Origin of the sequence: Picosynechococcus sp. PCC 73109 (genome assembly GCF_001521855.1) — a bacterium.
Lineage (GTDB): Bacteria > Cyanobacteriota > Cyanobacteriia > Cyanobacteriales > MRBY01 > MRBY01.
In genome coordinates this window covers 1,801,176-1,824,192 of sequence record NZ_CP013998.1, presented here as the reverse complement: position 1 = coordinate 1,824,192, position 23,017 = coordinate 1,801,176, and the positions used below count along the sequence as shown (strand labels likewise).

The 23,017-nt window shown below is 49.2% G+C and carries 19 protein-coding genes and 1 pseudogene; 8 read left to right on the top strand and 12 right to left on the bottom strand.

The features are described 5' to 3' along the window. Positions 1-38: 38 nt before the first annotated feature. Complete coding sequence (locus tag AWQ23_RS08770; RefSeq protein WP_062434541.1) at positions 39-1,238, bottom strand: YihY/virulence factor BrkB family protein; 1,200 nt, start codon at positions 1,236-1,238, stop codon at positions 39-41. Between the two features lie 665 nt (positions 1,239-1,903). On the opposite strand from AWQ23_RS08770, the gene AWQ23_RS08765 reads away from it, so the two are divergent. Both AWQ23_RS08765 and AWQ23_RS08760 read left to right on the top strand, forming a co-directional pair. After that, the gene (locus AWQ23_RS08765) at positions 1,904-2,458 is read left to right on the top strand and encodes a hypothetical protein (RefSeq protein ID WP_232308878.1); all 555 of its coding nucleotides are present in this window, start codon (positions 1,904-1,906) and stop codon (positions 2,456-2,458) included. Positions 2,459-2,671: 213 nt separating this feature from the next. Further along, positions 2,672-3,820 carry a hypothetical protein gene (locus AWQ23_RS08760; RefSeq protein WP_157072209.1) on the top strand — a complete coding sequence of 383 codons (1,149 nt, stop codon included), beginning with the start codon at positions 2,672-2,674 and terminating at the stop codon, positions 3,818-3,820. Between the two features lie 29 nt (positions 3,821-3,849). Here the strand turns inward: AWQ23_RS08760 and larC are convergent, their stop codons facing one another. Continuing rightward, the gene (larC, locus tag AWQ23_RS08755) at positions 3,850-5,094 is read right to left on the bottom strand and encodes a nickel pincer cofactor biosynthesis protein LarC (protein ID WP_062434535.1); all 1,245 of its coding nucleotides are present in this window, start codon (positions 5,092-5,094) and stop codon (positions 3,850-3,852) included. Positions 5,095-5,107: 13 nt separating this feature from the next. On the opposite strand from larC, the gene AWQ23_RS08750 reads away from it, so the two are divergent. Continuing rightward, a complete protein-coding gene (locus tag AWQ23_RS08750) occupies positions 5,108-5,779 on the top strand; it encodes an L-threonylcarbamoyladenylate synthase (protein WP_012307321.1) in 672 nt (223 codons plus the stop codon). A 110-nt stretch (positions 5,780-5,889) separates the two neighbouring features. On the opposite strand, the gene phoU is transcribed toward AWQ23_RS08750, so the two are convergent. From phoU to AWQ23_RS08730, 5 genes and pseudogenes are all read right to left on the bottom strand, one after another. Further along, on the bottom strand, positions 5,890-6,558 hold the full coding sequence (gene phoU / locus AWQ23_RS08745; protein ID WP_062434532.1) for a phosphate signaling complex protein PhoU: 669 nt from the start codon (positions 6,556-6,558) through the stop codon (positions 5,890-5,892). 159 nt (positions 6,559-6,717) lie between these two features. After that, positions 6,718-8,232 (bottom strand): DEAD/DEAH box helicase, encoded by a 1,515-nt coding sequence (locus AWQ23_RS08740; RefSeq protein ID WP_062434529.1) that lies wholly within the window; start codon positions 8,230-8,232, stop codon positions 6,718-6,720. Next, positions 8,216-8,509: a hypothetical protein gene (locus tag AWQ23_RS16500; RefSeq protein WP_315862037.1), complete on the bottom strand. Its 294-nt coding sequence runs from the start codon at positions 8,507-8,509 to the stop codon at positions 8,216-8,218. Before AWQ23_RS16500 ends, AWQ23_RS08740 begins: the two co-directional genes overlap by 17 nt. 162 nt (positions 8,510-8,671) lie before the next feature. Next, positions 8,672-9,097, bottom strand: a pseudogene (gene rnhA / locus AWQ23_RS16495) (ribonuclease HI); the annotation flags it as partial. A gap of 53 nt (positions 9,098-9,150) precedes the next feature. Continuing rightward, positions 9,151-10,290, bottom strand: a complete 1,140-nt coding sequence (locus tag AWQ23_RS08730) for a tetratricopeptide repeat protein (protein WP_062434524.1) — start codon at positions 10,288-10,290, stop codon at positions 9,151-9,153. Between the two features lie 170 nt (positions 10,291-10,460). On the opposite strand from AWQ23_RS08730, the gene AWQ23_RS08725 reads away from it, so the two are divergent. Both AWQ23_RS08725 and gcvT read left to right on the top strand, forming a co-directional pair. Beyond that, complete coding sequence (locus AWQ23_RS08725) at positions 10,461-12,689, top strand: DNA polymerase III subunit gamma/tau (protein ID WP_062434521.1); 2,229 nt, start codon at positions 10,461-10,463, stop codon at positions 12,687-12,689. 44 nt (positions 12,690-12,733) lie between these two features. After that, positions 12,734-13,825: a glycine cleavage system aminomethyltransferase GcvT gene (gene gcvT, locus AWQ23_RS08720; protein WP_062434518.1), complete on the top strand. Its 1,092-nt coding sequence runs from the start codon at positions 12,734-12,736 to the stop codon at positions 13,823-13,825. A gap of 8 nt (positions 13,826-13,833) precedes the next feature. Here gcvT and AWQ23_RS08715 read toward each other — a convergent pair whose 3' ends face one another. From AWQ23_RS08715 to AWQ23_RS08700, 4 genes are all read right to left on the bottom strand, one after another. Beyond that, positions 13,834-14,442, bottom strand: coding sequence for a TerD family protein (locus tag AWQ23_RS08715; protein ID WP_062434515.1), 609 nt, complete (start codon positions 14,440-14,442; stop codon positions 13,834-13,836). Between the two features lie 21 nt (positions 14,443-14,463). Further along, entirely contained in the window at positions 14,464-16,080 is a 1,617-nt protein-coding gene (gene prfC / locus AWQ23_RS08710) for a peptide chain release factor 3 (RefSeq protein WP_062434511.1), read from the bottom strand. Between the two features lie 41 nt (positions 16,081-16,121). Beyond that, positions 16,122-16,886 (bottom strand): PD-(D/E)XK nuclease family protein, encoded by a 765-nt coding sequence (locus AWQ23_RS08705; protein WP_062434508.1) that lies wholly within the window; start codon positions 16,884-16,886, stop codon positions 16,122-16,124. A 101-nt stretch (positions 16,887-16,987) separates the two neighbouring features. Then, complete coding sequence (locus AWQ23_RS08700; protein ID WP_062434506.1) at positions 16,988-17,566, bottom strand: hypothetical protein; 579 nt, start codon at positions 17,564-17,566, stop codon at positions 16,988-16,990. Positions 17,567-17,818: 252 nt separating this feature from the next. Between AWQ23_RS08700 and AWQ23_RS08695 the strand changes: the two genes are divergently transcribed. Beyond that, positions 17,819-18,250 carry a hypothetical protein gene (locus AWQ23_RS08695; RefSeq protein WP_062434503.1) on the top strand — a complete coding sequence of 144 codons (432 nt, stop codon included), beginning with the start codon at positions 17,819-17,821 and terminating at the stop codon, positions 18,248-18,250. A gap of 17 nt (positions 18,251-18,267) precedes the next feature. After that, the gene (locus AWQ23_RS08690) at positions 18,268-19,149 is read left to right on the top strand and encodes a hypothetical protein (protein WP_062434500.1); all 882 of its coding nucleotides are present in this window, start codon (positions 18,268-18,270) and stop codon (positions 19,147-19,149) included. A gap of 265 nt (positions 19,150-19,414) precedes the next feature. Here the strand turns inward: AWQ23_RS08690 and AWQ23_RS08685 are convergent, their stop codons facing one another. After that, entirely contained in the window at positions 19,415-20,002 is a 588-nt protein-coding gene (locus AWQ23_RS08685; protein WP_062434498.1) for a DUF4087 domain-containing protein, read from the bottom strand. 329 nt (positions 20,003-20,331) lie between these two features. On the opposite strand from AWQ23_RS08685, the gene leuS reads away from it, so the two are divergent. Next, positions 20,332-22,890, top strand: a complete 2,559-nt coding sequence (leuS, locus tag AWQ23_RS08680; protein WP_062434495.1) for a leucine--tRNA ligase — start codon at positions 20,332-20,334, stop codon at positions 22,888-22,890. Positions 22,891-23,017 lie beyond the last annotated feature (127 nt).

Here is a 23,017-nt window from a genome sequence, read left to right as displayed (position 1 = left end):
TTTTCTTGCGTACTGACGTCCTAAACCTCAAAAGCTAATTAAATTTCCCCTGGTGCTTCTTCTGGCAGTGGGGGATTTTTGTTGAGTTGGCGATCGCCGCGTTTGAGGGCATCTGCAAGCATTGCTTCGCCGACAACGACATTAAGCTGATCCCCCAGGAGCATCACCAGGGCGCTGAGCTGGAGCCAGAGCATCAGAATAATCGCCGTCCCCACAGCCCCATAGACACGGTTATATTGGCCAAAGTTGGCAACATAGAGGCGAAATAGAGAAGAGATAATCGCCCAGGAAACGGCCCCCAGAACGGCACCGGGCAAAATGGGCATACCTTTAATCAGGCGACTAGAACCCATGCTGTAGATAAAAGCAAAGGCAATGGAAACGATCGCCAAGGCGACGGGCAGGCTCAAAAAACGCCAGAGAATGACCAACAGATTGGCCAGATCGTAGTTGATCTCCATATCGACGATCAGATTTTGGATAAAGAGAATCGAAAAACACAGGGCGAAAAAGGCAATGAGGGCGATCACTAAACCAAAGGACATCTGTTTGAGTTTGCGTAGCGGATGACGCCGATCGGGGGGACTCGTCAGAATGTTAATCACCATCGCAATAATGCCCGTCCCTAACCCCAACGCTAACGGGAAACTCAATAGCCGCCAGAGGGTGACCAAAACATTGACCCCCGTCGTATCCACGGGTAAGCGCACAATTAAATCGAGTCCGACTTTAATGACGCTATCGCCCACCAGCACCAGAAATGAGGCAAAAATCAAAAGGGCGATCGCCCCCAGGGTAATAAAAATCGACATCAACTTTGCTTTCCAGAAAGGACGCCGTTGTTCCGGGGGGATTTCGTGGATTTGATCGAGGGCATTCATTGCCGCACTCAGCGCCCCGGACGAGACCCAGATCGTCGCTACAAAACTCACCGAAAATAAACTTCTACTGGGAGTTTTGCTAATTTCTGCCGCAAACTCCCGCAGGAGCGTCCATACCGACACCGGCATCACATCTTCGTAATAGCTCGCCAACTGTAGAATGGTTTGGTTATCGAGGGTGGCCGTGAATAAGCCCAGGGCCGTCAACGCCATAATGATCGTCGGGAACAAAGACAGCATGACGTTAAAGGCAATCTCCGCCGAAAGCCCCAACAGTCGCCGTCGTAACGCCTGGCGGATCGTCCAATACAGCGTTCGGTGATTAAGAAATAAAAAAAATCGCAAAAAACGTTTCATCGCCTGACCGATCGGGGCAACATATTTTCTGGGGCGTGTTTATGCAGCTGCATTTGCTGAAACATTTTGAGATTCCAAGAAGTACAGTACCACTACCTATTAGTTTATCGGTCAAAACTCCCTTGGCGATCGCCTCGCTTCTCCCCCCAAAGTACAAAGCCACGTCAGGCCGCTGTCGCACTACCCAAAAATTATCTGGTCAGCTGACAGGATTATCAAGTACATCTTTATGACGAAAATCACGCCTAAAGTTTACCAATGGTGCGATATTTGATAGATTGTTGCCGAAAAAAAATCTTTTTCAATCTTAATAAAAAGTAGTGAGAAAATATCAATAAAAAAAATATAGAAATACGACCCAAAACTTTTTATTTTTCTCTGGGTTATAAATCCTTTAAAAGAGTCAAATGATCCCCGAATGTGGGGAATTACCCCTCAACCCCATCGGGTCAAGCCTTACTTTCTAAAGCGATTTTTCTGGTTGATGGCTTAAATCCTCTGTTTTTAAGGACAATTCTCTTATTGAATAATTTTTAAATCAGTTAAAAAATAAGATAAAGAAAAAATTAAATTTTTAAAGCCATTTGTTATTACTTTTTATAAAAATAAGCCGTTGTTGCAGGGAAAAATAGCGACAATATTATTAGCCCTACATTACTTTTTCGATGGTGGAGGTAACTGATATGTTACACCCTACAATGCACCAATCCCTAAGTCTGTTGCTAGTCCCCCTCGGTTTAGTCCTGGCCACAGCCCTAGGCCCCCAGAAAAATCTCAATGCCCAATCCTGCAACGTCTATATGGGTCAAGCGGTGACTGGCGCGAGTATCAATGTGGATCGTTGTTCCATCCGGCGGGCCAGTGAACGAAGTGTTAACTTTACGTACTACCTCGGCCAAATGAAAATTAATGCCCAGGCCCATTGTTGGGATAACACCTGGACGAGCTTCCATGATGGTGTGACCCATAGTCCCAGATCCACGGCCACCCAAAATATGCTGAACTTTGTCTGTGATGGTAATCCTGGTAATACGGGCGCGAATGATACTGCTTTTGTCTTTGCTCCCCCCTCGAATGTCCGCACTTACCCCAATGGGCCAATTTTGTGCACCGTGCGATCGCGCCAAACCATCAACCTCTACGGCAACCAAGGAAATTGGTTCTATACTGATGTCTGCGGCGGCATGGGGATGATTCACTCTAGCCAAATTCGTTTCTAGGAAGGGATAGTTAAGGCTCAATGTTGAGGCCCAATCTTGGGCAAGGGGTGGGGAATTTTTGGTCTTGGGTTGACGCCTCGCTCAATGGAAAAATTATTTCGGTGATTTTTCGGCGGTTTCGTAAAAGATCAACAACGCAATGTAACAAACCCCAGGGGAGAGATACACTACATGGTAGCGCTGGGGTTATTTGATCAAATCAGTGAGGAAAGCATGCCCATCAATAACGCACCACAATTAGAGCGTCTACTCTCTTTAGTCAAGGAAGGTCAGCTTACCCAGGAGGAGTTTGGTGTACTCCAGGCTCACTTTGACCTCAAAATAACTCCCCCCCCTCAAGGTACGACGAATCAGACGACGGCGGCCCCAGAGTCTCCATCGACGGAAGAAAAAACCGCCGATTCTTTTTGGAAGAAGCCGATTTTTGGCAACAAGAGCTTGGTGGAGAAAGTCACAAACTATTTTGCGAAGCCTGCGGTTCCGCCTTATTCTCTTGATCGCTATGGGCAGCTTTGGAAGCAACTTGAAACGAAGGCGATCACTCTCCAGGGCTTGGAAAATCGAAAATTCGGCAATCAGGAGTTCCTTGATTTCTTTCGGATTCGGATTTTAATCGATCTGAACATGGGCACCTTCAAAAACCTCAAGAATACGATTGATTTGTTTGAGGTGATGTTATTTTCCCTTGAAAGTTTTGTCTTGATTAACGAAACGGAATTTCTGTATCGCAGCCCGACTCAGCTTAAGGTCTACGAGGCGATCTCCGATATCTTAGACCATCACACCGACAGCACCGAAATTGTCCTCGAAATGAAAGCGAGAGTTACCCCTTTCCTCAAGGAATTTAAAACCGATGAGGGCCTGCGGGTCACCAAAAACTATATTTTGGCAATTAAAGAGGTTAGTCGCTACAAAAGTGGCGTGAAGTTGCTGAACATTTTGAGAAACCTGAAATCCCGCTATTCTCTGCTGTTATCAACCTTTAAACTGGCCCAGGAAGTATTAACACAGCCGATTGGCACCGATCTAGAGGTTTTGGAACAGCGGGTTTCGGAGATCGAAGAAACGGTTTACACGTTGTGTTCGGCGATGGGGATGCCGAGGAACCAAAATAACCTTTTGGGCCACGTCAAAGTGTTTCACTTTCTCGCATTGAACTATCGCAATAAAAATGCAGGGGCTGAGTTTAAGGCTCTCCTGGGGGATCTCAGAAAGTGGGAACAAATTGCCGGGGAGTTACAGACGATTAAAGACACCTATCCCCCCAATGATTATGATGTGCCGGATATTTTTAAGCAGGATTTCCCCGGTTTACCCCTCTATCAGAAATACCAGCGTTTTTTGAATATTCGTAAGGCATAGGGGACGACGGTGCTGGATTTTTTCAGGGGTCAAGACTCGGCATCTCTGGGGAATTGGCAAAGGGCTTGTTGGGCGATCGCCTGCCAGGATTGTCCAGTTTGTTGGGCGATCACCTTAACGTCTTCGTATTCCGGTTGGACGTTGTAGATTTTGTTGCCCCGGTAGCCGATTTTCAGTTGAATCTCTCCAGCAGGGGTGGCAACGGTCTCAAAGCGCCGCTGGAGAATTGACCGGGTTTGGGTGTGGCGACGGATGCCGAGGGTGCTGGTTTCGGTGAATAAAATTGCTTCGCAAATCTCGACCAATGCCACGGGACAAATCACCGTTAGGAGAGTACCCAAGCGATTTTTTTTCATCGTGATCCCCTGGGTGAAAACGTCTAACGCCCCGGCCGCTTGTAATTTTTCGCAGGCATAGGCGATCGCCTGGGGATTGAGATCATCAATTTGGGTTTCGAGGGTAGCTATGGTTTCCAGATGGGGCGTTTCTGGCAGGTGGCCGATCCAGAGCCGCAATAAATTCGGCAAGGGTAAATCAATGGTGCCGGAACCCAGGGTAATTTTTGCGAGGGTCATGGCGGGTGGCTGACAAAAGTCCGTTGCTAAAGTGGTGGCGATCGCCGCGCCGGTGGGAGTGACTAATTCTTTGTCGATGCCATTGCTATAAACCGGAACCTGGCGTTGTTGCCAAAGTTGGAGTACCGCCGGCACCGGGACGGGCAAAATTCCGTGGGCCGCTTTCACCGTGCCGCCACCAGTGGGCATCGGCGCACAATACAATTCATCAATTTCTAACCAATCTAGTCCTAAACAAGTCCCCACAATATCCACCAGGGCATCGGTCGCGCCAACTTCGTGGAAATGTACTTGCTCTGGGGTTGTACCGTGAACCGTTGCTTCGGCGATCGCCAAATTCTGAAAAATTGCCAAACTCCAACGTTCAACCCGCTCTGGTAAACCTGCCCCTTTAATCATGGCCTGAATTTCTGGCAGATGGCGGTGGGGGGCATGGTCAGCATGATGGTGATGAGTCTGATCCTGGGAATGATCATGGTCATGGTGAGCTGCCTTAGTTTTGAGATCCACAAAGACCTTTGTCGCCCGCTGTCCTTGACGAATCACCGTTTCCGCCCGAAGATCGTATTCAGCGGCGATTCCCAAGCGATTTAGCTGATTTTTGAGATATTCCAGCGGTACGCCCCCATCTACCAATGCACCGAGACACATATCTCCTGCAATCCCCGTCGGGCATTCGAGATAGGCAATTTTTTTCATAGCGGCAAAAACAATGGCTAATTATTATTCACTCCACCCGAAAAATCCCCAACAACGGGATTTAGAGGCGATCGCCCAACAACTCCGGGCTGGGGCCGTGATGTTATATCCAACAGATACAGTGTACGCCATTGGTTGTGATCTCACCGCAAAGCAAGCCGTGCAAAAAGTGCGCCAGCTCAAGCGCCTCGCCAACGATAAACCCCTCACCTTCCTCTGCTCGTCCCTGTCAAATATTTCTGAATATGCCCTGGTCAGTGACGAAGCCTACCGGATTATGAAACGGGCAATTCCTGGCCCCTATACCTTCTTACTTCCCGCCACAAAACAGGTGCCGAAGCTGGTGATGAGCCCCAAACGCCGCAGCACCGGGATCCGCGTCCCCGATCATGCCATTTGCCAGGGTTTACTCCAGGCCCTCGGCAATCCGATTATTTCCACCTCGGCCCACTTGCCTGATGAAGATGGTGAACCTTTTACCCTCGGCCTCGAAAAAGCGCGCCTCTTTGATGCCCTAGAACCCCTTGTGGATATCATCATCGACAGTGACAGCGAGCCCGGCACCAAGACTTCTACAATTCTCGACTTTTGCGATCGCCAACCGACCCTCATCCGTAAAGGCCTCGGCTGGGATGCCCTCGAAGGCTGGCTTGACGTGGTCGACCTCTCCGACGCCACCCAATAAAATCCTTCCTTGGGGAAGGTGGCCGCTAGGCCGGAAGGGGCTTCTCCCCTTGAGGGGAGCTAGAGGGGTGTCAATACTTGAGAAAAGCTAGAAGGGTATTCTTTCTATCGTTAGCCCCGTTGTCCAGTAATGATATAAGAAACGCGCTGGGCAATATTTGTCGCGTGGTCAGCCATCCGTTCTAGATCCCGGATAATCAACGCCATCAAAATAAACGGTTCAATCACCCCAGGCTGATTTTGCTGCTGGGCCAGGGCTGCATAAATGCGATCATAATCATCATCGACCCGATCATCTAATCTCTTTACATAAGTACCGGCATTGGGATCTAGATCCGCCAGGGCCACCAAGCTTGTGGACAACATCAACTGGGCATGTTCCGACATCCCTTCAATATCCGCCATCAGAATGTGGGTCGGATAGGGGACTAAACGCATGGACTTTTCCGCCAAATCCTCAGCATAATCAGCGATCCGCTCCAAATCTCGCACCAACTGCATAAACGCACTCACAAACCGACAATCTTGGCTCACTGGGGCCTTCAGAGTCAGCATTGCCGAGCAATCAGCTTCAATCCGGCGATAGTAGCGGTCGATTTCTTTATCTAAGGCCCGGAGCGTTTCATAGGCCTCTAAATCTTCTTTAAACAGACAATTATGACCCAAACGAAAGGCTTGCTCGACCAGCGCCCCCATCCGCAAAACTTCTTGTTCTAAACGTTGTAAGGAACGTTCAAATTGCGTTCGTTCTCTTTGGGGTGGCTGATGAAACAATTGCATAGATTTTAAATTGCGTTTCTTTATATCGCTTTTTATAGAGACTATTCTTACATTATAATTCCAAAGTTTAAAAAAGATTAAGTTATAATTTGGTTAACGATTTTTCTGAGCAGTTTTCTTTGTAAAAAGAGGCACTTTATGGGCGAAATCAAGGGCATTTTAGTCGTCAGGAAGACCTAAATCTGGTGGAACTTTGGGGGGTGTAGATTCTCCTGAAGAGTTTGCTCTGTAAGAATTCTGGGATTCTGCAACCCGTGGTAAATTGCTGTTTAAATTGACAGAGGTAAGTGATTGCTTTGTTTGGTTAAGGGGAGAACGTCGCCGTTGGGAAAGTTGCTCTTCATTTGTATTTTCTGCTACCAATTCATACAAAAGGGCCAACTTTGTCGATGATTTACCTTTGCGTAAAATTCGCCCTAAACGTTGTACATATTCTCGACTCGAACCACTACCGGAGAGAATAATCGCCACCCGGGCATTGGGCACATCAACCCCCTCATTCAAAACATGGGAAGTCACCAGGATATGGTATGTTTCGCGACGAAATTTTTCGAGGATTTGGTGCCGTTCCTTGACCGGAGTCTGGTGGGTAATGGCGGGAATTAAAAAGTCCTGGGAGATACGATAAACAGTGGCGTTATCGTTGGTGAAAATCAGAATTTTTTCGGGGTAGTGACGCTCGATCAACTGGGCGAGGGTGCGCAATTTTCCGGCGGTGCCAGCGGCGATATCTTTGGCCTGACGGTGGGCTAACATGGCACGGCGACCCGCAGCGGAACGACAACTGAGCGCAACAAAATTTTGCCACCCTTCGAGGGAACCCAGATAGATATTATTGTCCCGGAGAAATTGGTTGCGGGTGGCGATGAGTTGTTGATATTGGTCGGCCTCGGTGATGGTTAGAGGAATTTTGAGCTGAATAATTTGGTGCTCGGCTAGGGCTTTCCCGGAGAGGGAACTGGGAGTGCGGTCATATACGACAGGCCCAATGAGGTGTTTTAGATCCTGCTCACGGCCATCGCTCCGGTCGGGGGTGGCAGTTAAACCGAGACGATAGGGGGCAATGGAATATTCGGCGATCGCCCGGAAAAAGTCACTGGGTAAATGGTGACATTCATCGAAAATAATCAGGGCATATTGGTTTCCGAGGGTTTCTGCGTGGATCGCGGCGCTGTGGTAGGTGGCAATCAAGATAGGGGTGCGATCGCGGGAACCACCCCCCAACAGCCCCACATCAATGTTCGGAAAAGCGGTGCTGAGCTGGGCATACCATTGGTGCATCAAATCGAGTGTAGGCACCACCACCAAGGTTGTGCGGGGGGTGCTGGCCATGGCCAGTTGGGCGAGGTAGGTTTTTCCGGCAGCAGTAGGTAAGACCACAACCCCCTGGCGATCGCCTTTTTTCCAGGCTAACAAGGCTTCCCGTTGGTGGGGATAGGGTTCGAGGGGGAAGGCCGGATCAAAATCTAGGGGTGAAAATTGTTGGGCCGCATCGATAAAATCCACCCCTTCGTTTCGTAACCGTTCCACGAGGGGGCGATAATCCTGGGCCGAGAGCCTAAATTTTTCAATGCGGTCATCCCAAGTGACGAAATCTAGCCAAGTTTTACCCTGGGGTGGGGGATGGAGGATCAGGGTGCCCCGGTCATAGGTGAGTTTAGGTCGTCGTCTCATCACCGATAATGCGGTCGAGTTGCCAAAGGATCTGATTACCTTCTCGTTTGACCCGGGAGACAATCCAATTGCGCCAAGTCCATTCATGGCCCCGACTGGTGACGGCGCTGGCATTTACATCCATTAGATCTGCCAACTCAGAACTACTAATAAAATAACCATTTTCCGCAATTTCGTCGGCAATACGGAGACTTTCGATGAGGTCTGTTAAGCGCTTAACTCGTTCATGGTAGGGCAGGGTAATGTCTTCAGGGGCAAGGCTGGTGAGATCTGTCATGGGCTCTTGGGGGGATGGATTCGGCGTTACAACGTTAGATTTTGGGTAATCTATCGTCAATTGTGGCGGGCTGTTGGTGGCCGTACCTCTAGATTTTGGTAGATCTTTGGTTGCATTGGGGCTGCGTAGGTTAGGAGCTTGACCCCGGGCAAAGCCGTTGGCGATCGCATCGGCCCGTTCATTCCCCGCCTCACCGCTATGGCCTTTGACGTGACACCAAGAGATGGTCGGTTGATTGAGTTGATTGAGCTGCTGCCAGAGGTCTTGATTTAAAACGGGGTTGCCGGTGGCGGTTTTCCAGCCCTTTTTTTGCCAGCCTTTAATCCATTTGGTGATGCCGTCGATGACATATTTACTATCGGTAAAGAGGCGTACTGGTTCTGGCTGGGGACAGTCGCGGACAAATTCGAGAGCCTGGATTGCGGCTTGCATTTCCATGCGGTTATTGGTGGTTTCGGGTTGGCGATCGCCCATTTCCAGAACGGTGCCATCGGTAAACTGGATTACCACTCCCCAACCACCGGGGCCAGGATTGCGAATACAGCCACCGTCGGTATAAATGCGGTCAATTGTGCGTTGTTGTGCCATGAAATACGGGGAAAGAACAATGGAGATGGGGACAGAGCAGTGGCCGCGCTTAATTATTCAGCCCAAGGATCTGTCGGTAGCGGTGAGGACGGGGCATTGAGCACTGCTTCGATGGCCTCTAAACGCTCCTGGGCCTGGGCAAAATCCGGCGCAAGATGCAAAACGCGACGGTAGTTGATTTGGGCGTTTTCTAGTTTGTTGAGTTGTTCGAGGGTGAGGCCCCGCTGATACCAAGCTTCGGTGAGGTCTTCTTGCAATTCGATGGTGGTATTCCAGCTCTTGAGGGCCGCCTGCCACTGTTCAAGGGCCATGAGCACATAACTGTGATCGCGCCAAATGAGAACGTTATCGGGGGCTAACAGAATTGCTTGTTTGAGGGATTCGAGGGCTTGGTCATATTGCTTGAGGCGACCAAAGGCACTGCCCCGGTTATGCCACACGGCCGCGATGGTGGGATTAAGTTCGATTACCTCATCCCAGGCGGCGATCGCCCCGGCAAAGTCCCCCTGATCGGCTTTTGTCAGACCAGCCTGAAATAAGGCCTCAATTGTTGGAGGAGTGTCCTCGATTGTGGCTTCTTGGGTGAATTCCTCTGGTGCCTCTTGGGTTGGCGGTTCTGATGCTTCTGGATTGATCGTTTCCGGAGTTTCAGGCAGGGGCTCCACCATCATTTCTGCTTCGGGGGTGGCAACTGGTTCTGCTACTTCTGGGGATATTTCTTGGGGTTGTGCTGATGTTGGGGTATTTTCTGGGGCCACTTCTTGCTCAGCGAGTTGATCGGCACCAGCATATTCCCAAATTTCAATGGCGATTTTTCCGCGTCCGGTCACTAATTGTTGCCCTGTATCCCCGAAAGCACGGGCGAAACGCTGTAGCTTTGGTGAGTTTTTAAAGGCATTACTGATATAGAGCAGTCGTGTGCCAACCTGTTGTTGTTGGGGGGGTTGTGCCTGTGCTAGTATTTGCGTACTGTAGCGTTCTAACCATGCTTCCCAGGCGGTGACTTTACCGCGAATCCCCAAATCAGCGATAAATACTTCTAGGCGATCAGGCTGCCACCCCCGCGAGATTCCCTGGAGGAGCTGCGCCAATAAAAATTCAAAGTCTGCGTCGGTGAGGGGGGGAAGGTCTACGGTGGGTGTTTGGCCCCGACCCTGAGAGGGAGAAAATAGCTTTTTTAACCAACCCGCCATATCCTTAATAATCCTTTTGCTTGCTCTAGTCGTTCTTGTACTCACCCATTTTATGTTGTTAACCCCCAGATATTAGACATTGGACGTTAGATATCGATTCTTTATCGTTGCTGCTGGATCCATAACTGTTTACTGATCGCCGTCCTTTACCGAATTTTTCGTTGTTTCCCATGGCCTACGAACCGCTCCACCACAAATATCGTCCCCAGACTTTTGCGCAGTTGGTTGGCCAAGAGGCGATCGCCACAACCTTGAGTAATGCCCTTGAACAGCGACGCATTGCCCCAGCCTATTTATTCTCAGGGCCACGGGGGACAGGGAAAACCTCCAGTGCGCGGATCTTGGCTAAGTCTCTAAATTGTCTAAATGCAGCCCAACCGACGCCCCACCCTTGTGGCGAGTGTGAAGTTTGTCGGGCGATCGCCAACGGGTCAGCCTTAGATGTGATTGAAATTGACGCCGCGAGTAATACGGGCGTTGATAATATCCGCGAACTCATCGAGCGATCACAGTTTGCCCCAGTGCAATGTCGCTACAAAGTGTATGTCATCGACGAATGCCATATGTTGAGTGTGGCAGCGTTCAATGCTCTATTGAAAACCCTCGAAGAACCCCCTGCCCACGTCGTATTTGTCCTGGCAACAACGGATCCCCAAAGGGTTTTACCAACGATTATTTCCCGCTGTCAACGGTTTGACTATCGGCGCATTCCCCTCGATGCAATGGTAGCCCACCTACGGAAAATTGCCCATTTAGAAAATATCGATATTCCCCTCGAATCGGTGACGTTAATTGCGCAAATTGCCAACGGAGGGTTGCGGGATGCAGAAAGTTTATTGGATCAGCTGAGTTTGTTGTCCGGTGAAATTACTCCTGATAAGGTCTGGGATTTAGTAGGGGCCGTGCCGGAGCGGGATCTATTGCAATTACTCCAGGTGATTCACAGCAATGATCCAGAGGCAGTTATTCAACAATGCCGGAGCCTGTTAAACCGAGGTCGGGAACCCCTGGTTGTGCTGCAAAATTTGGCGAGCTTTTATCTAAATTTGCTCATTGCCAAAACTGCCCCCCAACGGGGAGATCTGATCGCTGTGACCCAACCGACTTGGGAAATCCTGTGCCAGGAAGCCAACCAGTGGGAGCTTTCCACCATTTTGCAGGGACAGCAACACCTCAAAGAAAGTGAATATCAACTCAAAAATACGACCCAACCGCGTCTGTGGTTAGAAATTACCCTGTTGGGATTACTTCCCGCTGCTTTTGGACAGACCCAAACTACTCGAACCGCGACCACTCCTTTAAATACTCAGATCAATCTACAAACGCAGCCTACCGCGACACCGCCGACTTCTCCGCCACCTCCACAGGACATCCCCCATCCCTTTGGGGAAACACCCCCTGCAACCAATGGCCACGCCTCTGGAACGCCCCCCTCTCCGGTAGACACTCAAGTTCACCAAGTTCCTCCCAAACCCGAAGTTCCCCAAGTTCCGGCCCCTGTACCAGAAGCAAAGGCGATCGCCAAAGCGCCACCGTCCCAGGATGTAATCCCTCCAACGGTTCAGCCCACCGAGCCACCCCCTTTATCACCTTCACCTCCTGCAACCACCAGCCCGACAATTTCAGCCCTGGAACGGGAGGAACTATGGCAAGGCATTGTGCGCCAACTGCCCCTGTTGAGCCAGTCTTTGTTTCGAGACCATGGCAAACTGCTCCAGCTTACAGAGCACACCGCCCTCATCGGCATTAAAAGCGCCAATTTACTCAAAATTGCCAAAAATAAAACCCTCCAGCTTGAGGCAGCCTTTGAGAAAATCTGTGGCAATCCCCTTAAGGTGACCTTACAAGTGGGCCATGGTTTAGAAAATGGCCAGGGGGGAACATCAGTAACCCCGATTTTATCTACGCCTGCACCAGCACCAACAGTTATTTCTCCGGCGCGAAATCCTATCGAGATGCCGCCGCCCCCGGTTACGGAAACTCCGCAGCCCATGGCCCCACCGCCCCTAGGGTCGCCAACCAAACCAGCACCAGATCCAAAACCTCCGGAACCAACACCAACGGCGCACCGCAAAGCGGATCTCGGAGAGATCGCCCCACCATCCCTAGCGGTTCCTCCCCTCGTTGAATCAGCATCAGCGCCTGAACCCACAGCCACAGCAGAGATCCCAGAAACGACCGGTGATATTCAGGCGATCGCCCAACAGTTTGCAGAATTGTTTGACGGAGAGGTGATCGAACTGACTCACTTTGTCCCCCCAGAAGAAACGGATGTGCAGGTTGTGCTGCCTAGCGAACCCGAAAAATCTCCGCCATCTGTCCCCGAACCACCAACTACCCCCGTTGTCCAAGGCCGTCCACCTGTGCCAGTTGCCCCGGACGATGAGATTCCGTTCTAAGAACCTCGTATCATTGGTGGTGATGTCTCTTAGATGAAGCCCCTATGACTTTACAGCGCACGCCCCTCCATGACCTCGCCATTGCAGCGGGTGCCAAATTTGTACCGTTTTCTGGTTGGGAGATGGCCGTGCAATACAAAGGCCTAAAGGTGGAGCATCAGGCGGTGCGCACAGAAGCGGGAATGTTTGATATTTCCCACATGGGCAAGTTTCAGTTGGCTGGGGAAAACCTCATTGCAGCCATGCAAAAACTGGTACCTTCAAATCTGGCACGACTTGCTCCCGGTCAAGCGCAATACACAGTGCTACTTAATGATCACGGCGGCATCATCGATGATGTGATCTATTATCACCAGGGCGATCGCCAGGGCTTTTTGATTGTGAATGCGGCTACCACCCAGAAGGATTGGGACTGGTTAACGCACCATTTGACAGAGCAGGGGATCACTTTAACGGATGTCTCCCAAGAAAATATCTTGCTGGCGATCCAAGGCCCCCAGGCGGAGAAAGCCCTGCAACCTTTTGTGGAAAATTTAGACTTAGCGACCTTGAAGCTGTTTAACCACGGTCAAGGACAAATTTTCGAGGAAACGGCTTTTATTGCCCGGACTGGCTACACTGGCGAAGATGGCTTTGAGGTGATGGTCGCGCCGACAGCAGGGAAAAAACTTTGGAGCGCTTTAATCGATGCGGGGGTGATGCCCTGTGGTTTGGGGGCACGGGATACGCTGCGACTGGAGGCCGGGTTACACCTCTATGGTCAGGACATGAACGACGACACAACACCCTTGGAAGCGGGTTTGGGGTGGCTGATCCACTGGCAAGAAAAAGATGAGTTTATCGCTAAGGATATTTTGCAGACCCAAAAAGCAGCAGGTGTTCAACGGCGTTTGGTGGGCCTAGAGATGCAGGGGCGCGGTATCGCTCGCCATGACTATCCTGTGCTCGTGAATGGTGAAGCAGTGGGCCTTGTGACCAGTGGGACGATGTCCCCCACCCTCGAAAAGGCGATCGCCTTAGCTTATCTCCCGTTGGAATTTAGCAAAGTCGGTCAAGCTGTCACCGTAGAAATCCGCGGGAAACAGTACCCAGCCCAGGTGGTGAAAAAACCTTTTTATCGTGCAGGTAAAAAATAGCTGATCAGTTAGCGATATTTTTTGAGCAGATTTTCAGCATCCTGGGGGTCAAGGCCATCACCAAGGGCAGTCATCGCCCAGCCGTTTTCCTCCCGGCGTAACTCGGCCATCAACATCCCAGTTTTGCCTTGGTAGGTTTCCCCAGACAGTTTGTAATGAGCGATCTCTTGGTTGTTGCTCAGGTCAACGAGGCGCACGAAGGCATTTTTGATCTGCCCAAATTCTTGGCCCCGTTGTCGGCCTTGGTAAATGGTGACGGTAAATAACAAGCTTTGGATCGTTGCAGGCACCTGCTCTAAATCGACAAAAATTTGCTCGTCATCCCCTTCGCCTGCGCCAGTGAGGTTGTCCCCTTGGTGGGCGATCGCCCCAGATTTGTGATTAAGATTGGCGTAATACACAAAGTCACTGGCACTGTTGAGTTTCCCTTGGGAATCTAAGCATAAAACCCCGGAGTCGAGGTCAATGCTACCGGCGGGCTTTTTAAAAATGCCGAGGAAACCGCCCCCTGAATTGCTGGTTGCCATGTCCCAGCCGAGGCCAAGCATCACTTTCTTGAGGCCAGGGGCTTCTTTTTTGAGGGAAATGCGGTTGCCTTTTTTCAGTTGAATTGCCATGGGCTTTTACCAAGCGAAACATCATTTAACAGAAGAACCAATGGGGGCGATCGCCGACAATTTTAGGTGCGGATGATCCCCTTGAATTTGGTGAAGATTCCACTCATTTTTAAAGAGAATCACTGGCCGTTCCCAGAGATCTTTGACGATCATCGTATTAAAAATTTTGCCCGCCTTTTCCAGGGCTTCCCAACCATTGGTGACCCAGCGCGCCACACTATAGGGGATCGGCTCGAGCTTGCTATCTACGCCATATTCGCTTCTGAGACGATGTTGCACCACCTCAAATTGCAGTTGTCCCACCGCTGCAAGGATGGGTTCCCGCTTAAATTCATCGGCGGAATACATGATTTGCACGGCGCCTTCCTCCTGGAGTTCCTTCACTCCTTTTTGGAATTGTTTGAATTTAGAAGGATTGGGATTTTTTAAATAGGCGAATAGTTCCGGCGAGAAGCAGGGAATGCCTTCATATTCCAATTTTTTGCCGCAATAAATCGTATCGCCAATGGCAAACACCCCCGGATTGTTCAAACCAATTACATCCCCCGCATAGGCTTCTTCGAGGGATTCGCGGCCCTGGGCAAAAAGCTTCTGGGGACGGGATAGGCGCACTGTTTTCCCGGTGCGGGCATGGCTGACGGTCATATCCTTTTCAAATTTCCCGGTACAGACTCGCACAAAGGCGACGCGATCGCGGTGTTTCGGATCCATATTTGCCTGGAGCTTAAAGACAAACCCAGTAAATTCCGGGTACGTCGGTTCCAAATCACCGAGGCTAGAAGCACGGGGCTCCGGCTTCAGGGCATATTCTAGGAACGCACTGAGGAAAAGTTGCACCCCAAAATTGGTCATTGCACTGCCAAAGAAAATGGGAGTTTGCTTGCCCGCATGGATCGCTTCTAAGTCAAAATCTGCGCCAATTTCTTCGAGAATTTCTAACTCTTCCTGGAGTTGCTCGTAAAGATCCGCATCTAAAATACCTTCGAGGGCCGGATCGTCAATTTTATAAATGGTTTCCGTGGCGGCCTTAGTGCCGTGGGCCGTCCGTTCAAATAAATGCACTTCCTTTAACCGACGATCATAAACTCCCTGAAATCTGTCTCCCATGCCAATCGGCCAATTGACCGCATAGGTTTGCAGACCCAGTTCCTGTTCAATTTCATCGAGGAGTTCTAGGGGTTCTCGCCCCGGACGGTCTAGCTTGTTGATAAAGGTAAAAATGGGCAGCGATCGCAGTTTGCAGACTTCAAATAATTTACGGGTTTGGGTCTCTAGACCCTTGGCCGCATCCACCAGCATCACCGCATTATCCGCCGCTGCAAGGGTACGGTAAGTATCTTCACTAAAGTCTTGGTGACCAGGGGTATCCAGCAGATTAATTTGATAGCCGTTATATAAAAATTGCAGCACCGTCGAGGTAATGGAAATCCCCCGTTGTTGTTCCATCTCCATCCAGTCAGAGGTAACTTTGCGCTGTTCCCGGCGGGCTTTGACGGCTCCGGCTTCGTGAATGGCACCTCCGTACAACAAAAGTTTTTCGGTGAGGGTGGTTTTACCCGCGTCCGGGTGGGAGATGATCGCAAAATTCCGTCGCAATCGGACGGCTTCTTCTAGCTCTGTGTGCAATTCTGTCGCCATAAATCTGGTCTGGGGTTTGTGCTTCTGGATGAATGGTGCGTCTACAATTGTACTGCTTCAATCTCCCCCAGAAAGTCCTCTAGGCTTTTCCCGCTGAGAAAATCTAAGGTTTCAGCCCTAGACAAATGCTGGTGGGGTGGGCAATGGGGGCAAATTTGGCGATCGCCATGGTGCAAAGGCGTACCATCTTGAAAGTATTGCTCTAAATCCCGTTGCATTTGGGTCAGCAAGGCGACCAGTTCAGTGTGGATGTGCTGATGCCAAGTCTGATCATATTGAAACGTCAGGGATTGGGGCGGTTGGCCTGGGGCAATAAACCAGTAAGTCATCGCGAGTTGTTCAGGCTGATAACCCGTGGTCTCGGCCATGACATAAAGATAGAGCTTCGTTTGCCAGTGGTCTTTTAGATCATCGCTTTGGCGGGGTTGACGGTAGGTTTTCCAGTCGTAAATCTGGAGGGTGTCAGCACCAAAATTGATCCAATCACAAATAATGGTGAGCAGAAAATCGTCTATCATCAGGGTGCGGCGGTATTCGGCGGCAGTTTGTTGCTGTTGGTCGAGGAGTTGGGGTTGGGCGGTGAGTAGGGCTTGAAGACTCTGGTGGAGATTGGGGTCTGTGGTAATTTGCGCTGGGGGCAAGCCTAGCTGGAGTTGTTGCATCGCCTGGTGAAACCGGATGCCCCACTGTTGATTTTCCAGATAATTGGGGTTGTTGGGAGCCGTCAGTTGCTCCAGATAAAGGGCTTGGAAGGCTGGCGGGCAGCGTTGGAAGCGTTCGAGATGGGCTTGAGATAGATAAAACATGGGAGATTTTCAGGCACCAACTATACTGGACTGGAGATAAAAACGCCCTGAAAGATACATTTCTGCGTAAGAGGTGGTCATGCAAGAGACTTTATGACTGTTTAGTCCTGTTCTTTTTCCAGAAGATGAAGTTTTGCTTTTTCAAGATCTTGAATTTTAATTTTTCCTCTTTCAATTTTTCCCTTAATTTTTTTAATTTTATTATCAATACAATTTATTGCGGCTTGCAATTCTGAGTTCTCTAGTCTGTTGGGAATAATTAATGCTTTTTCGTAAAGCTCTTTTTCTTTGGGAGAGCTCTCTTTTTCAGTCTCACCCTTAGATTGAGAGAGTGTATCTGTAATTTCCTGATGACGTACCCTAGTGAAAACTTTGAGACCTTGCAACATTTCAGCCTTCATTTTGCCCTGCTTGACGAGTTCATTTAACTTGTTCCGAGCAAATCCTTCTTTGCACTTTGAGAACTTTGCGATGATGTCATTTGTGGTTACAGGCTTATCCGAGGCTAGAGCATATGCTCGTATCTCTCTTCCCAGCTCAAAGGCTTCCTGCTTTGTAAGTCTTTCACGTGTATTGGGTGAGTCTTCTAAGTAGCTACTTGAATACTCGTTATCCCTCTTCAAGTTGCTTGATCCTACATAAACTTGCGCGTTGGGATCTGTCGATCCATCATTAGACATATAGAACCTCACTTTGTAGGTTTAGTGGAGTGCAGGGGAATCGAACCCCTTGGCCGTTGGATAGGAAGCCGCAGCCAGAACCATCACACCCCACATTTGTTAAGAAGGAAACAGGACTCAGTTTCCACACCGGGATCCTGTTTACCTTCGAGCGCGTCAGACGCTGATTTTAATCAGCGTGTTTCGGCATGCAAAAAGATCCTAACATGATTTTTCTGAAAGACCAGCAAAACGACGCAAGAAAATCATGTAGTGAGCAAAATTACTCAAGTTCACGAAAAAATAGGGAATCCTCAATATGTCGAACTAGAAAGGTTGTACAAAACTTTGGAAAGCCCTGAAGAGTTTTTTTCAAAGTCGCAACTAGACAAAACCAAGAATCTTAGGAGGATGTTCGACATGATTCACATAAAATCTGTTTCTAAGAGTCAGTTAAATGGGCTTCCAGTTAATGTTTTTAGATTGATTGGGTTAGGTAAATATACGTTGTATGAAGTTTCCGATTCAGAAAATCCTCAAGTTTTCTATGCTTTACGAACAGGGGCCCAAGAAATATTTTTACTGAGCGAAAATGGGGAACCTCTAGATCGGGTACCGCAAGCGCAAGGAAATTTTAAAATAAAGGGGAAGGTTGATATTCAAGATGTCCCCGTAATAGCCTCTGTTCCTAATCTTTGTTTTTGAATCCATCTTCCTCAATAATGAATTTATTAAACACAGAGACCTTATGGGTCTTGATAAGTGGTTCTGATGAGGAACGCTTCCTTAGTGACATACAATTTGCTATTTCATGTCTAGAATTCCGTGGTATTGATCATCAGAATATCCTAGCTTTCATAGATGAACCAAGTGGTATGGGGGTTGTTAATGCTTATGGATTTCCCCCTAGCATAAGTATCTTTCCCACCTCTAACATTGGATCTGAGCTAAACACTCGTGTTAACACAAATCTTGTAGTTGTAGTAACTGGGCACGGGAGTCAGAATGGAATTGCGGCAATTAATGACATTTCTCCATACTTCTTACTAACTAACATTAAACAGCTCAATGTCAAAAGCTGTTTGATTGTCTTAGGCCAATGTTTTGCTGGCACATTCAATTTCTTAGAAGCTCGTAGCAGTAATCAGTCAATAGGAAATACTACTCCGGAAATATGTATTATTGGCGCAACATCATTGAATGTTAGTATAAGCTCCCTTATTAATTTTTCAGGAATAGTCGATTTTAAGCACTTTCAACCTCAAGCCCCTTGGTTGGCGAATTTATTTTTATTTTATTTTATGTTACATGTTGCCATGCCCAAAGATACCGATGGAGATGGTGAAATAACTGTTATGGATACGTATAAAGCAGCGGGTATTGGGGCAAATCGACATTTGATTTCAGCCAAGTCACAAGCTTTTCTAGAGATGCATAAGATTCTCATTCAAAGTGGTCTAGGTCAAGGACAAAAACAGCAAAGTTTGATAACTCAATTAGACCAGCAAGCACAGCAAGATTATCTAGCAAACTGTGAAATAGTCTTGACGGCTCAAACCCCTTGGATCTTGCATGCTAATTTTGCTAGACAATTAAAACTTTAATTTTTGACAGAAGTCTTATTTAAGTATGACTCTCTAAGCTTCTCAGTCAACTTTATATATGTAGACCAACCGTTGGTCCTTCATCTCACTGAGAACACGCAACAATCGTTCAAGGTTGGAGATTCCTTACGGTAATTATCTCGGAATTTTTGCTCGTTCAGATAACAAAACAGGTGAGACTCTTCAGGGTAAACATATGTTTTTTTCATCATTCGACTGAGCAAACTCCGAAAATTTTTAATCCTGCTGAACTGAGGTCAAAATTTTATAGAAAAAGATTTGCCCAGCGATTAAGGGCCGGATCCTGCTGACAAATGGCGATCGCCTGGGCGCGCACATTGCGGATGTCATTGATGGTTCCTGCCGCTGGGTTCGTCCGCACATCCATGCAAGCGCAACCATAGCCGTAACTGCCAACATTGGTCACCACCCACTGATCCGGCGCAAAATTCGGCCAGTTCCAGTCTGTTGCTACCTGGTGCCCCCCTTGAACGCCAATGATCCATTCGCGGTCGGCATCGTAGAGAGAAATATTGCCGGGAGTCGGATTCGAGAACCAGCCACAGCGGGTTTCAAAGCTGGTTGAGGTTTGGGCAACGGGTTGTGGCGGTGATTGGGGTTGTACCGGGGGTTGCGGTTGCGTCGGTCTTGATGTTGCGATCCCTCCACCAGTGCCTGTTTCAGCGCTCCCCTCGTCACTGGCCTCAGACCGGGTTGCCGTATTTGCTGGCGGCTCTTGGGCGGTCACATCCTCTGCCGAGGGCGTTTGCGGATCCGATCCAATGGTTACCTCACAGGCGCTTAAACCCAACAACACAGCGACAATCCCTAGCCGATAAATGTGCTTCACCATGGGTAATCTTCTCCAACGCTTCCAGTGATTGATGAAAAGCTGTCTATTTCAAAAAGTGGTTTTCCAATTATCCATCATCAACTTCCAGGATAGACTTGTCGATGTTTTCTCAATTTCTTGATCTTTGCTCAAGAAGAACGTGCATTACATTGGCGATCGCTTGGCGACATCTTTTCTCCTGTGGCCCTATTTCCCATTGTGCCCGATCTTTTTCCGAGGCGAGAATAAAGGCGATCGCCTACGGAAAAATCCTCTTCTTTTCTGGGCAGCAACCCACCCATTCGGGGGTTAAAATAAGCCACTGACCCTTACAACACGGAGAATCAAGAGTGGAAACGCGATATAGTGCTGCCGATATTGAAGCGAAATGGCAACAGCAATGGCTAGAGCTTGGCTTAGACAAAACCCCTAGTCAAAGTGACAAGCCAAAATTTTACGCTCTGTCGATGTTTCCCTACCCCTCCGGCAAGCTCCACATGGGTCATGTGCGCAACTATGTAATCACCGATGTCATTGCCCGCTACAAAAGAATGCAAGGCTATCGGGTACTCCATCCCATGGGTTGGGACGCTTTCGGGCTACCCGCAGAAAATGCCGCCATCGACCGGGGGATTCCGCCTGCGAAATGGACGTATCAAAATATTGCTCAAATGCGCGAGCAACTCAAACAGTTGGGCCTTTCTATCGATTGGGATCGGGAAGTCGCGACCTGTTCCCCCGACTATTACAAATGGACACAATGGCTCTTTTTGCAGTTCTACAAAGCTGGATTAGCCTACCAAAAAGAAGCGGCAGTGAACTGGGACCCCATTGACCAAACGGTACTAGCCAACGAACAAGTAGACGCGGAAGGTCGTTCCTGGCGGTCAGGGGCGATCGTTGAGAAAAAATTGCTGCGCCAATGGTTCCTGAAGATCACCGACTACGCCGAAGAACTTCTCCAGGATCTCAATACCCTCGACGGTTGGCCGGAACGGGTGAAATTAATGCAAGAAAATTGGATCGGTAAATCCACCGGGGCGCACTTGGAATTTCCCGTTGTCGGTAGCGACGAAAAAGTGGCTGTGTTTACCACTCGCCCAGATACGGTCTTTGGGGTCACCTACGTTGTCCTCGCGCCGGAACATCCCCTCGTGGCCCAGGTGACAACGCCCGCACAAAAAGCTGCCGTGGATGCGTTTATCGCTGAGGTGAGCCAGGAAAGCGAACAGGATCGCACCGCCGATGATAAGCCGAAAAAAGGGGTGGCAACCGGAGGGATGGTAACGAATCCTTTCACGGGGGAAGCAGTGCCGATTCTAATCGCCAATTATGTATTGTATGAATATGGCACAGGGGCAGTGATGGGGGTTCCGGCCCACGATAGCCGTGACTTTAAGTTTGCCAAGGAAAATAATTTACCGATCAAAACAGTAATTATTCCGGAAGGGGGCGACACGACGGCGGCACTCACAGAGGCTTATACCGATGCGGGCATTATGGTGAATAGCGGCCAGTTTGATGGCTTAGTTTCTACCGAAGGGAAAAAGGCGATCGCCAAATTTGCCGCCGAAAACGGTTTCGGTCGAGAACAAATTCAGTATCGCCTGCGGGATTGGCTAATTTCTCGACAGCGGTACTGGGGCTGCCCGATCCCGATGATTTACTGTGATGACTGTGGTGTGGTGCCAGTGCCGGACAGTGATCTCCCTGTCGTATTGCCCGAAGATGTGGAATTTTCGGCGCGGGGTGGTTCGCCCTTGGCCCAGATGGCAGACTGGCAGGCGGTGGACTGTCCCTGTTGCGGGAAAGCGGCCCGCCGGGAAACGGATACGATGGATACCTTCATTGACTCCTCCTGGTATTTTCTGCGCTACACCGACGCCAACAATACCGAAAAACCCTTCGCCCTCGATCCAGTCAACGATTGGATGGCTGTGGATCAATACGTCGGCGGCATTGAACACGCGATTCTCCACCTGCTCTACTCCCGTTTCTTTACAAAGGTGGTGCGCGATCGCCAACTGGTGAGCGTAGATGAACCTTTCAAGCGTTTGTTAACCCAGGGGATGGTGCAGGCATTGACCTACAAAAATTCCCGCACGAATAAATATGTGCCCGCTGATCAAGTTGATCCCAATGATCCCAAAGATCCAGAAACCGGCGAACCGCTCACAGGCTTCTACGAAAAAATGTCGAAGTCAAAATACAATGGCGTCGATCCAGCGTTGGTCTTAGACAAATACGGTGCAGATACGGCGCGGATGTTCATTCTCTTTAAAGCGCCCCCCGAAAAGGATCTAGAGTGGGACGATGCCGATGTGGAAGGACAATTCCGCTTTTTGAACCGGATTTGGAATTTAGTCGCTGGCTACGAAGCGGCAGAAACTAGTGTTAAAGCGACAGGCGAACTGTCTAAGGCAGAAAAAGATCTGCGTCGGGCCGTGCACACTGCGATTAAAGAAATTCAAGAAGACCTCGAAGGGGACTATCAATTTAATACGGCGATCGCCGAACTGATGAAGCTTAATAACGCGATCAAAGACGTGAAATGCGTGGATTCTCCTGTGTACAAAGAGGCGATCGAAACGCTGATTTTACTACTGGCTCCCTTTGCGCCCCACATCGCCGATGAACTTTGGTCAAATCTCGGTCACAGTGAATCGATCCACACCGTTCCCTTCCCACAGTTGGATGAAGCGGCCCTGACAGTGGACGAAATTACCATCGTGATCCAGATCCTCGGTAAAACCCGGGGGACAATCCAAGTACCAGCAGGGATTAGCAAAGCGGATCTAGAGAAAACTGCCACAGCTTCCGACATTGCCCAACGCTATATTGCGGGCAAAGAAATTAAGAAAGTGATCGTTGTCCCGAACAAATTGGTGAACTTTGTGATTCCTAAGTAATCGGCCAAATTGATTTGTAAGGAAATAGAGGGTGCCGTGAAAGTTAGCTCACTGGCCCTCTTTTTTTATGGCGATTTCTGTGGCTAATTTCCTCACTGAGCATAAAAAAACTCTCCCTTAATCCACA